Origin of the sequence: Pseudoalteromonas arctica (assembly GCF_012927645.1) — a bacterium.
Lineage (GTDB): Bacteria > Pseudomonadota > Gammaproteobacteria > Enterobacterales > Alteromonadaceae > Pseudoalteromonas > Pseudoalteromonas arctica_A.
Genome location: NZ_JABBMT010000027.1, coordinates 14,838 through 26,498 on the forward strand (window position 1 = coordinate 14,838; position 11,661 = coordinate 26,498).

Annotated in this window: 10 protein-coding genes; all 10 read left to right on the forward strand. The window is 37.3% G+C overall.

The genetic code is table 11. The features are described 5' to 3' along the window. The first annotated feature begins 16 nt into the window (after nt 1–16). From HHO47_RS14635 to HHO47_RS14680, 10 genes are read left to right on the forward strand one after another with little or no spacing between them, the layout of a single operon-like run. A complete protein-coding gene (locus tag HHO47_RS14635; RefSeq protein WP_169020998.1) occupies nt 17–2,689 on the forward strand; it encodes an SLBB domain-containing protein in 2,673 nt (890 codons plus the stop codon). Between the two features lie 17 nt (nt 2,690–2,706). Beyond that, on the forward strand, nt 2,707–3,606 hold the full coding sequence (locus HHO47_RS14640; RefSeq protein ID WP_169020962.1) for a Wzz/FepE/Etk N-terminal domain-containing protein: 900 nt from the start codon (nt 2,707–2,709) through the stop codon (nt 3,604–3,606). An 18-nt stretch (nt 3,607–3,624) separates the two neighbouring features. Next, on the forward strand, nt 3,625–4,686 hold the full coding sequence (wecA, locus tag HHO47_RS14645; RefSeq protein ID WP_169020963.1) for a UDP-N-acetylglucosamine--undecaprenyl-phosphate N-acetylglucosaminephosphotransferase: 1,062 nt from the start codon (nt 3,625–3,627) through the stop codon (nt 4,684–4,686). Continuing rightward, on the forward strand, nt 4,687–5,874 hold the full coding sequence (locus HHO47_RS14650; RefSeq protein ID WP_169020964.1) for a UDP-N-acetylglucosamine 4,6-dehydratase: 1,188 nt from the start codon (nt 4,687–4,689) through the stop codon (nt 5,872–5,874). Nucleotides 5,875–5,888: 14 nt separating this feature from the next. After that, entirely contained in the window at nt 5,889–7,043 is a 1,155-nt protein-coding gene (locus HHO47_RS14655) for a LegC family aminotransferase (protein ID WP_169020965.1), read from the forward strand. A gap of 4 nt (nt 7,044–7,047) precedes the next feature. Then, nucleotides 7,048–8,196: a UDP-N-acetylglucosamine 2-epimerase gene (gene neuC / locus HHO47_RS14660; RefSeq protein WP_169020966.1), complete on the forward strand. Its 1,149-nt coding sequence runs from the start codon at nt 7,048–7,050 to the stop codon at nt 8,194–8,196. An 8-nt stretch (nt 8,197–8,204) separates the two neighbouring features. Then, nucleotides 8,205–9,275 (forward strand): N-acetylneuraminate synthase, encoded by a 1,071-nt coding sequence (gene neuB, locus HHO47_RS14665; RefSeq protein ID WP_169020967.1) that lies wholly within the window; start codon nt 8,205–8,207, stop codon nt 9,273–9,275. Further along, nucleotides 9,268–9,918: an acetyltransferase gene (locus HHO47_RS14670; protein ID WP_169020968.1), complete on the forward strand. Its 651-nt coding sequence runs from the start codon at nt 9,268–9,270 to the stop codon at nt 9,916–9,918. The genes neuB and HHO47_RS14670 overlap by 8 nt, the downstream gene beginning before the upstream one ends. Continuing rightward, a complete protein-coding gene (locus tag HHO47_RS14675) occupies nt 9,915–10,970 on the forward strand; it encodes a nucleotidyltransferase family protein (RefSeq protein ID WP_169020969.1) in 1,056 nt (351 codons plus the stop codon). Before HHO47_RS14670 ends, HHO47_RS14675 begins: the two co-directional genes overlap by 4 nt. Continuing rightward, entirely contained in the window at nt 10,967–11,659 is a 693-nt protein-coding gene (locus tag HHO47_RS14680; RefSeq protein WP_169020970.1) for a cytidylyltransferase domain-containing protein, read from the forward strand. Before HHO47_RS14675 ends, HHO47_RS14680 begins: the two co-directional genes overlap by 4 nt. Nucleotides 11,660–11,661: the final 2 nt, after the last annotated feature.

Here is an 11,661-nt window from a genome sequence, read left to right on the forward strand (position 1 = left end):
GATAAACCTACTTGTGATGCTTTTTAAACGATTTTTAATAACTTTTTTACTGTTAACGACTGCATCGGCATTTGCTTTCACGCCGACTGCATCGCAAATTGAACAATTTAAAAAGCTGCCAAAGGCACAGCAAGAAGCACTAGCTGCGCAGTATGGTGTTGATTTAACAAGTATTACTGGTAACAAATTATCGCCCAATGCTGTTGTAGAAGAACAGCAAACAGTTTATCCGCGTCAAGAGCAAGAAGAGCCAGTATTAACAGACGAAGAACGCTTTGATCCACAATTGGATGAAATCAAGCCTTTTGGTTACGAGTTGTTCTCTGGTGAGCCTACGACCTTTATGCCAAGCGAAAATGCAGCTGTGCCAGAAACCTACTTAATAGGTCGAGGTGATCAGCTAAATATTAACTTCTATGGTAAAGAAAGCGAAAGCTATGAAGTGTATGTTGATCGTGAAGGGCGAATAAACATCCCAAATTTAAGCCCTGTCGAAGTGGCCGGCCTGACATTCGGGGAAATAAAAGAACTTATTAAAGCTAAAGTAGAGCAAGAAATTATCGGTGTTAAAGCGTTTGTATCACTAGGACAATTACGCAGTATGCGTATTTTAGTGTTAGGTGAAGCGTATAAGCCAGGTAGCTATAGCGTATCGTCATTGAGTACAGTGTCACATGCGCTTTTTATTAGCGGTGGTGTAACAGATATTGCATCTTTACGTAATATTCAAGTTAAACGTGCAGGTAAAGTCGTTGCAAACTTTGATCTGTATGAATTACTGATTAAGGGTGACAGTCGTAACGATATTATTTTAAAGCCTGGTGATGTGGTTTTTGTTCCACCCGTGGGAGGGCAAGTTGCTGTTGAAGGGTTAGTGAAGCGCCCTGCAATTTTTGAAATAAAAAATAATGAAACGGCCCAAGATATATTAACAATGGCCGGTGGCTTAAAACCAGAGGCTTATGCTCAAAAAGGTATTGTTGAGCGCTTTAATAATTATAATGCTAAAGAAATTTTATCAGTCGATTTTAGCGTTAGTGATATCAACTATATCCCGCAAGATGGCGATAGAATTCGTTTTAATCCAGTAAGTTTACAGATTCAAAACTCAATTACCGTAATAGGTGCTGTTGCACGCCCTGGTAATTATCAATGGCAACAAGGTAAGCATATTTCGGATGTATTTACATCTGTTCGTGGTGATTTGTTACCACAAGCTGACCTTAGTTATGCCTTGTTAGTACGTGAAATTAATATTGCAGGCGATATTGAGGTGTATCAATTTGATATTGCGCAAGCGATTGTAAAAGCCGCTGAACACGATTTAGAGTTGCAAGCAAATGACAAGTTATTAATTTTTAGTCGTTTTGAAGAAAAAGAAGCCGAAAAGTTAGCGCTAACAAATATGGCACTGACCGAAAAACAACAACAACAACAAATTAAAGTTGAGCAGTGGCATAAGTATCAAAAGAAAGAATTCGAAAAATACATTGGAGTTACCCAAAGTGAAGACGCTTTCATAAAGACAGATGATAGTGCTAATGTAACTATTACTCAATTAGCTAAGCAAAGAAAAGCGGATGAAGAGCTTGTTAAGCTTAGGGCTGAAAATTATTCAACTTTTAGCCGCTACAACATATTAAAACCAATCAAAGCAAAATTAAAACAGCAGGCTTCAGTAGCACAAGCTATGCAGTTAATTGAAATAAATGGTCATGTTGCTTATCCAGGTGTATATCCGTTAACAGTTGGCGCTGAAGTTAACGAGCTAATTATAGCAGCAGGTGGGTTACTTGAATCTGCTTACACAGAGCAAGCCGAAATCACTCGCCTACTAGCTGGCGATGCGACAAAAGTAGAGCATATAAAGTTTAATTTGCATAACGCTATGTTAGGGAAGCTTGGTGATAACCGAGTGCTACGTAGTAAAGATAGCCTTAATATTTTCTCAATTCCAAATTGGCAAGAAAATGTAAAAGTTGAGCTAAAAGGTGAAGTTAAATTCCCAGGAACTTATACAATTCGTCGTGGTGAAACATTGGCTAACTTACTAGCGCGCGCAGGTGGATTCTCAGAGTTTGCTGAAGAGAAAGCTGCCATTTTTACACGCGAGTCTATTCGCAGGCAAGAGCAGCAGCAATTAACTAAGTTATCAGAAGATTTACGTCGTGACCTTGCACAAAAAAGCTTTGAGAAAGGTGCCAGAACGTTATCGTACGATGAGATGAACAAGTTACTTATCGACTTAGCAGATATAGAAGCGGTAGGGCGACTCGTTATTGATCTTCCTTTAATCGTTGAAGATAAACAAAAGCTTGTGCTGCAAGATGGTGATGCTTTATATGTGCCAAGTAAGCGCGACTCTATCAGCGTAATTGGCGAAGTTAATTACTCAACCTCGCATTTATACAAACCAGGCATAAGTTTTGAAGAATACATCGCATTGAGTGGTGGCTTAAAGGTTCGCGCTGATGAATCGCGTGCCTATATTATTAAAGCGAATGGTTCAGTGAAAATTCCAAATTCAGGAAGCTGGTTTGCAGTTAATGATTCACAAATGCTAGAAGCTGGAGATACGATTGTAGTCCCTCTTGATTCCGGCTATATGGACAACCTAACCTTGTGGAGTACGGCAACACAGATAGTTTATCAACTTGGTGTAGCTGTTGCTGCGATTAGTAGTATTTAAATAACAGGTTAATTTAAATGGTTAATAAATCTCATGAAATAACTGTGGGTGATTTTTTTAAAAGGTTATTCAACGACAAGTGGTTGGTAGTCTTAATTACAGGGCTAGTATCTATTGCGTTTGTAATATTGGCACTTTATCTGCCCAATAAATATAAGTCAGATGTATTGCTAATGCCTATAGTTGAACAAGATACTAATTTAGCAGGTTTAGGTTCTCAATTAGGTAGCCTAGCGTCGATAGCTGGTATTGACCTTGGCGGGCAATCAGATAAAACAGATCTTGCGATTGCGACATTAAAAAGCAGAACTTTTTTAATGAATTTTATTAATGAGAATCAACTAAAAGTAGAGCTGCTAGGTGTTAAGAGTTGGGATTATGCAACTAACCAATATATCTATGATGATGAAGTATACGATCATGTCAATAATAAATGGGTACGTGAAAGTTCAACTATTAAGCAGGCTGAACCAAGTTTACTCGAAGCATATATTTACTTTATGGAAGAATTATTAGAAGTAGATAAAGATAAAGAAACTGGATTTGTACGGATCACAATTAAGCATGTTTCAGCTCAATTTGCTGAGCGAGTTGCAACCCAATTAATTATAAGTATTGATGAAAAGTTACGAGCGGATGCAGCAAACGAGACAGAAAGAAGTATCGAGTTTTTAAAAGAAGCAATTAAAGAATCTGATAATTCTGATCTAAAGATCTTACTGTATAATCTAATAGATCAAGAAGTGCAAAAGAAGATGCTTACAAAGGTTAAAGAAAACTATGCATTTAAAGTCATAGATAAAGCGGTAATTGCTGAAGAAAAGTATTCTCCTAGAAGAGCTCTATTATGTATTTTTGGTTTTATTTTAGGGGGGGGAATAAGTTGTATCGTTGTCTTCATCCGAGCTTTAAGGTAACTAAAGGTTTTAGATATTATGTATAGTCCTGTTTTAGTTGCACTTGTGTCTACGTACATCAGTATATTATTACTTAACTCATTCGCAGTGAAACTAGGTTTGGTAGATCGACCTTGCACAAGAAAATTACATAAAGGTGAAGTTCCCCTTGTTGGTGGTATGTCAGTTTTCTTTGGTGTTGTAACCTCTTTAATCTTATGCTCTGATTTAAATCAAGTGGTAATATTATTTGTTATTTCTGCTGGAATTATAGTATTTATAGGTGTACTTGATGACAAGTATGATCTAAGCGTTCGCTCTCGCTTGATAGGGCAATTTTTAGTTGGGTCAATTTTAATTTTTGCTTTAGGTGATTACATAACTAATCTAGGGGACTTATTTTCACTAGGCCAAATAAATATTAAGCAGTTTGGTGTCGTATTTACTCTCATTGCAATTCTAGCTGCTATAAATGCCTACAATATGATCGACGGGATTGATGGACTGTTAGGCGCTTTGGCAATAGTGTCATTTACGGGAATAGCTGTTTTAGGTTATGAAAATATGCACTTTTCTAGTTACATTTCAATTATATTTATTGCATCATTACTACCTTTCTTCTTGGCTAATTTAGGTGTATACCCATTTAAAAAGCTAAAAATTTTTATGGGGGATGCTGGTTCAATGCTTATAGGCTTAGCTATTATTTGGGCGCTAGTCTATTCAAGTCAGAAAACATCTCTTGGTGAGCCTATCGTCAGACCTGTCTTTGCTCTTTACGTCGTTGCAATTCCATTGATGGATATGGTTGCAATAATGTTTAGAAGGATAAGTAAAGGTCAATCACCATTTAAACCTGATAGAGATCATATTCACCATATTTTTATGAAAGCTGGTTTTTCTTCTCGTCAAGCTTTAGCTTTTATTACTTTTTCTGCCCTATTTATATTGTCTATTGGCATTTATGGCGAAGTAACTCAAATGAAAGAGCTTTATCTGTTAATCATCATAGCAAGTCTATTTTTACTTTACGCATTTGTAATAAAACGAGCTTGGACCGTAATTAAGTTTTTTAAGCTTATTCAAAAGGGGGTTATATAGATGGAAATATTAAAGCTAATTGGTCGTGAAAAACTACTTTTTATAGATGATATAATTAAAGCTGAAAAAGTATTATCAGAAAAAGTTTCCAAATCTCGTTTTCTAGTACTTGGTGGTGCAGGATCTATTGGTCAAGCTGTCACCAAAGAAATTTTCAAACGTAATCCTAAAAAACTACATGTTGTTGATATAAGTGAAAACAACATGGTTGAGCTAGTTCGAGATATTCGTAGTTCGTTTGGTTATATAAATGGTGATTTTCAAACATTTGCGTTAGATATAGGGTCTATTGAGTACGATGCATTTATTAAAGCAGATGGGCAATATGACTATGTTTTAAATTTGTCAGCCTTAAAACATGTCCGCAGTGAAAAAGACCCATACACATTAATGCGAATGATTGATGTAAATGTATTCAATACAGATAAAACAATACAACAATCAATCGACGCGGGTGTTAAAAAGTACTTCTGTGTCTCTACAGATAAAGCAGCTAACCCTGTCAATATGATGGGTGCATCAAAACGTATCATGGAAATGTTTTTAATGCGCAAGAGCGAGCAGATTTCAATATCTACAGCGCGATTTGCAAATGTTGCCTTTTCAGATGGTTCATTGTTACATGGTTTCAATCAGCGTATAGAGAAAAAACAACCAATCGTCGCTCCAAATGACATTAAACGCTATTTTGTGATTCCACAGGAATCAGGTGAATTATGCTTAATGTCGTGTATTTTTGGTGAAAATCGCGATATTTTCTTTCCCAAGCTGAGTGAATCACTGCACTTAATAACGTTTGCTGATATTGCTGTTAAGTACCTTGCTGAAAAAGGTTACGAACCTCATTTATGTACAAGTGAAGATGAAGCTCGAGAGTTAGTTAAGACATTACCTGCGCAAGGAAAGTGGCCATGTTTGTTTACGAGTAGTGATACAACGGGTGAAAAAGATTTTGAAGAATTTTTCACCGATCATGAAACACTAAACATGGATAGATTCGAAAATCTTGGCATCATTAAAAATGAAGCGCAATACAATGCTGAATTACTATCAGTGTTTGAACAGACTATTTCAGAGTTAAAAGCTGACAGAGCTTGGACAAAAGAGCAAATTGTTCAATTGTTTTTCGCCATGCTCCCCAACTTTGGTCATAAAGAAACAGGCAAGTACTTAGACAGTAAAATGTAAGAGAGCTATTGAGTATGACAAAGCAGTTGATTTCATTTATAAAAGAACTCTATGAAACAAATGAATTTATTCCATTACATGCGCCCACGTTTACGGGTAATGAACAGCAATATGTAGCTCAGACAATCAATAGCACATTTGTATCTAGTGTCGGTAAGTTTGTTGACAATTTTGAAGCACATATTGAAAGTTACACTGCTACAGCTAAAGCTGTTGCTACGGTAAATGGTACAGCAGCATTACATGCCGCACTATATATGGCTGGAGTTAAAGCAAATGATATTGTGATTACTCAAGCACTAACATTTGTTGCAACTTGCAATGCATTACATCATATGGGCGCTCAGCCTGCTTTTGTGGATGTCTCTCCTATTAGTTTGGGGTTATGTCCGAAGGCTTTAGAGTTATTTTTAGATGAATACGCCGTATTAACCGAAACGGGGCCTGTTCATAAAGCTACAAAGCAGCGTATTAAAGCGGTTGTTCCAATGCATACATTTGGCCACCCTGTGGAACTTGATGAGCTTGTCGCAGTATGTGAAAAGTGGAAAATTTGCTTAGTTGAAGATGCCGCAGAAAGCTTAGGATCTTTTTATAAAGGTCAGCATACAGGTACTTTTGGAGATTATGGCGCTATAAGCTTTAATGGTAATAAGATTATTACTACTGGTGGCGGTGGTATGGTGCTGTGTAAAACTTTAGATGCCGGTAAACACACCAAGCATGTCACTACAACGGCAAAAGTTCCACACCCTTATGAGTTTTATCATGATGAAGCGGGTTTTAACTACCGTATGCCAAATTTAAATGCGGCATTAGGGTGTGCACAAATGGAAAGTTTACCTGCTTTTATTGAAAATAAGCGCAGCCTCGCATCATTGTATAGCGACTTTTTTAATGGCTCAGACTATAAATTTTTTACAGAACCACCCTACGCGAAATCAAATTACTGGCTAAATGCTATCATTTGTCCAGACCAACAATCTCGCGAAAAATTATTACAAGAGACCAATTTGAACGGTGTTATGACCAGACCAATCTGGCAATTGATGCATCGCTTAGCGATGTTTAAAAATGCGCTACGAGGCGATCTTTCTTATTCAGAATTTATTGAAGGTCACTTGATTAATATCCCAAGCTCACCAATCAAAAGCTTAGGTAGAGTATAGATTTATGAAAATAGCCGTTTTTACAGGTACTCGCGCTGAGTATGGTTTGCTTTTTTGGCTCTTAAAAGATATTAAGAATGATCCTGAACTAACTTTACAGTTATTAGTATCAGGTATGCATTTGTCTTCTGAGTTTGGCGAAACTTATAAGCAAATAGAGCAAGACGGATTCACTATTGATGAAAAAATAGAAATTCTACTTTCTTCTGATACGGCTGTAGGCACAGCAAAAAGTATGGGGTTAGGAGTGCTTGGTTTTGCTGATGCACTAAACCGTTTAAAGCCTGATGCACTTGTGATTTTAGGTGATAGATTTGAAGCATTGGCAGCAGCACAAACGGCAATGATTTTACGTATCCCGATTCTCCACTTGCATGGAGGAGAAATTACAGAAGGCGCATATGATGATGCAATTCGCCATGCTATTACTAAGTTGAGTTACTTGCATGGTACATCAACAAAAGAATATCAACAGCGTGTAATTCAATTAGGGGAACAACCTGAACGAGTAAGAAATATCGGGGCGATAGGACTAGACCACCTGAAGCGTGGTGAATTTATGACAGTCGATGAAATTGCGAATTCTTTAAGCTTCCGTCTTAGCCAGCCATATTTTTTAGTGACTTATCATCCAGTCACTTTAGGTGATGAACAGCCAGAACAAAGCTTTAATGCTTTACTTGAAGCGTTAAATGAATTTCCAGAGCATCAGGTTATTCTAACTTACCCTAATGCAGATGATGGTGGTCGTCGTATAATACCACTCCTGGAAAAGTACGCTGAGCAGCAGCCAAGAAGAGTGTGTGTAATTCCATCACTTGGCCAAAAACGTTATTTAAGTGCAGTTAAACATGCTTCAGTAGTCATTGGTAATTCATCAAGTGGTGTAATCGAAGTGCCGTCATTTAATATACCAACAGTAAATATAGGCGTTAGGCAAAAAGGGCGATTAGCGGCTAAAAGCGTATTGCATTGTGATGCTACAAAAGCAGCAATAAATGCGGCTATAGTCAGCGCTCTTCAAGGTGACTATAAAGTCGCAGGGAAAGAAATAACGAATCCTTATGGTGCAGGTAATGCAAGTGAGCAGGCAATCGCTATGTTGAAAACCCTAAAATTCGAGCCAAGTAAATCTTTTTACGATCTAAAGTGAGTAACTTCATGACCTTAATTATTGCAGAAGCTGGTGTTAATCATAATGGCAGCGACGAATTAGCATTTGCTCTTGTCGATGCGGCTCATAAAGCAGGCGCAGATATTGTTAAGTTTCAGACGTTTAAAGCTAAAAATTTAGTAACTGAAGATGCACAGCAAGCTGAGTATCAAATAACTAACAGTGGTCAAATAGAATCACAGTACTCAATGCTGAAACGTTTAGAATTAAGCTATGAATCACATCACAAGCTCGTAAAATATTGTAAAAATCTGGGTATTGAATTTTTATCAACGGCTTTTGATTCAGAAAGCCTTTCATTTTTAGTTGATGATCTCGGAATAACACGTTTAAAGCTGCCATCGGGTGAGATCACAAATGCACCGTTAGTGTTAGAGCATGCTCGAACAGGGTGTGACCTTATTGTTTCAACGGGTATGGCTACATTATCAGAAATAGAGCAAGTGTTATCGGTGATCGCATTTGGATATTTAAATAAGCATGGGAACCCGACCGATGAACAACTGCAAGCCACTTATTTTAGTGAAGAAGGCAAAAAATTACTTAATGAAAAAGTAACACTGTTGCATTGCACTACAGAGTACCCAGCGCCTTTTGACGATATAAATCTAAATGCAATGGATACAATGAAAAATGCATTTAAACTAGCAGTTGGGTATTCAGATCACAGTGAAGGCATAATTGTACCAGTAGCTGCAGTAGCTAAAGGCGCTGTATTAATAGAAAAACACTTCACTGTTGATAAAACATTGTCAGGACCCGACCATAAAGCATCGCTTGATCCAATTGAATTAAAAGCGATGGTTGATGGGATTCGTACGGTTGAAAAAGTACTGGGAGATGGCATTAAAGGGCCGCGTCCATCTGAAGTAAAAAATAAAAGCGTTGCGCGTAAAAGCCTTGTCGCAGCAAATAGCATTGCTGCTGGTGAATTATTTAAAGAAGGTAACCTTACTGTAAAGCGCCCTGGAAATGGTATAAACCCAATAAAATATTGGCATTACTTAAATACACCAAGTGGAAAAAACTATAAAGCCGGCGATTTAATTAATGAGTAGTCCTGGTTATTTGATAATCGGCGGCGGCGGGCATGCAGCAGCTCTTGCTGAAATATTAATTAAACAAAACAAACCTTTATTAGGTGTCGTTGCGCCGGATATTATAGCGGGGCATGCGATTTTTGATACTGTTGAGCATTACTTGCAGGATGATGATGTACTTACGTTTGAAGCTGATGGGGTGTTACTCGTTAATGGAATTGGGGCAATGCCGCGACAAACGCTAAGACAGAAAGTGTATAAGCGTTTTAGCGAGTTAGGTTATACATTTGCAACAGTTATTGCAGATTCAGCGTTAGTGTCAGATTATGCCGTAGTGGCTAAAGGTGCACAAATTATGAATAACGCAGTAATTAATATTGGCTGTGAAATTGGTGAAAATACGATAGTAAATACGTCTGTAACCGTTGACCATGATTGCACTATTGGCGCTCATAGCCATCTAGCGCCCGGTACTACGTTAAGCGGACAAGTTAAAGTCGAAAGCAATGTACACATAGCAACAGGTAGTAGTGTTATTAATAATGTAAGTATAGGTAGTAATTCAGTTGTTGGGGTTGGGGCTAATATTACTAAATCAGTACCAAAAAACTCTATAGCATATGGTGAACGTGCAAAGATTAAAGAGCTAGGTGATTTATGATAAAAAATTGGCAAAAAGTAATTGTTTCCCCTACCACAACTATCCGTGAAGTGCTTGAGATTATAGATAAAGAAGCACTTCGTGTAGCTATTGTAGTACTTGGTTGCGACACACTTGTAGGCATCGTTACTGACGGTGATATCCGTCGTGGAATTTTACAGGGTGTTGAATTATCAGCTCCAGTCAGCACAATAATGAATAATAATCCAACAAGTGCTAACGTTTCTTTAAGTAGTGCTGAATTAAAAACACTAATGCAAGAGCGTAAGATATTATCTCTCCCGATCGTTGACGACTCAGGAAAGTTAGTTGGTTTAAAAACGTTGTACGATACGTTGGTTGTTGATAAGCGTGAAAACCCTGTTTTTATTATGGCAGGAGGCTTTGGTACCCGATTGAGACCACTTACAGATCACTGCCCCAAACCAATGCTCAAAGTGGGTGGTAAACCCATGTTAGAAACCCTTATTAATAATTTTAAAAACTATGGTTTTTATAAATTTTATATTTCTATACATTATTTACCTGAAGTGATAGTGAATCATTTTGGCGATGGTAGCAACTTCGGTATTGAAATTACGTATATTCATGAAACAACGCCTTTAGGTACAGGGGGGGCGCTATCACTCTTACCTAAATCACTGCCTAAAGAACCACTAATAATGATCAATGGCGATATTTTAACAAATGTCGATTTTGCCAAAGTTCTCGACTTTCATGTAAAACAGCAAAGTGATGCAACCATGTGTGTGCGTGACTATGAAATAAAAGTACCATTTGGTGTGATTGAAGGTACTGGTCACGAAATTACTAATATTGTAGAAAAGCCAACATACAGGTATTTCGTAAATGCTGGTATTTATGTAATTTCTAACCATATTATCGAGTCATTACCTAATAATGAGCATTTAGATATGCCAACACTGTTTGAGCAAAAACAAAAGGTGGGTTGTAAAACACTAAAGTTTCCGATTCATGAATATTGGCTAGATGTTGGGCGCCACGATGATTTTAATAAAGCACAGTCAGATATCTATGAGTTAGGAATATGAAGTCAAAAGTTTTAGCTGTAGTACCTGCAAGAGCAGGTAGTAAAAGGCTACCTAAAAAAAATACTAAGTTATTAGATGGCTTACCACTCATTGCTCATACACTTGAAGCAATTAAACACTCAACCTTAGTTACCACGACAGTGGTTACTTCTGATTGCCCAGAAGTTTTAAGTATTAGTGAACAATATAGTAATACCTACAGTTTAGAGCGCCCAGCGGAACTTTCCTCTGATACGGCTTCTTCAATTGATGTGCTTATTCATGCAGTTGAACACTCAAAGCAGCTTGGTGAATTCGATGTTGTGTGCTTATTACAACCAACGTCACCGTTGCGTACTTCGCTTGATATTGACAATGCAATAACGCTATATATAGAAAAACGGGCGAAAGGTGTTGTTTCAATGACTGAGTGTGAGCACTCCCCACTTTGGTCGACACCTTTGACAGGTGAAGGGGATTTTAATAAATTTATAAGCAAGCTATCAAATGCTCGTTCCCAAGATTTACCTAATTACTACCGATTAAATGGCGCAATTTATTTAATTGAAAAAAACACGCTATTAAAAGAAAACAAGCTATTTTTAGAACAAGACTACTACCCGTATATTATGGATACAGAAAATTCTGTTGATATCGACAACTATCTAGATTTTCTAGTTGCTGAAACCATCATAAAGTTAAAAAAATAGCT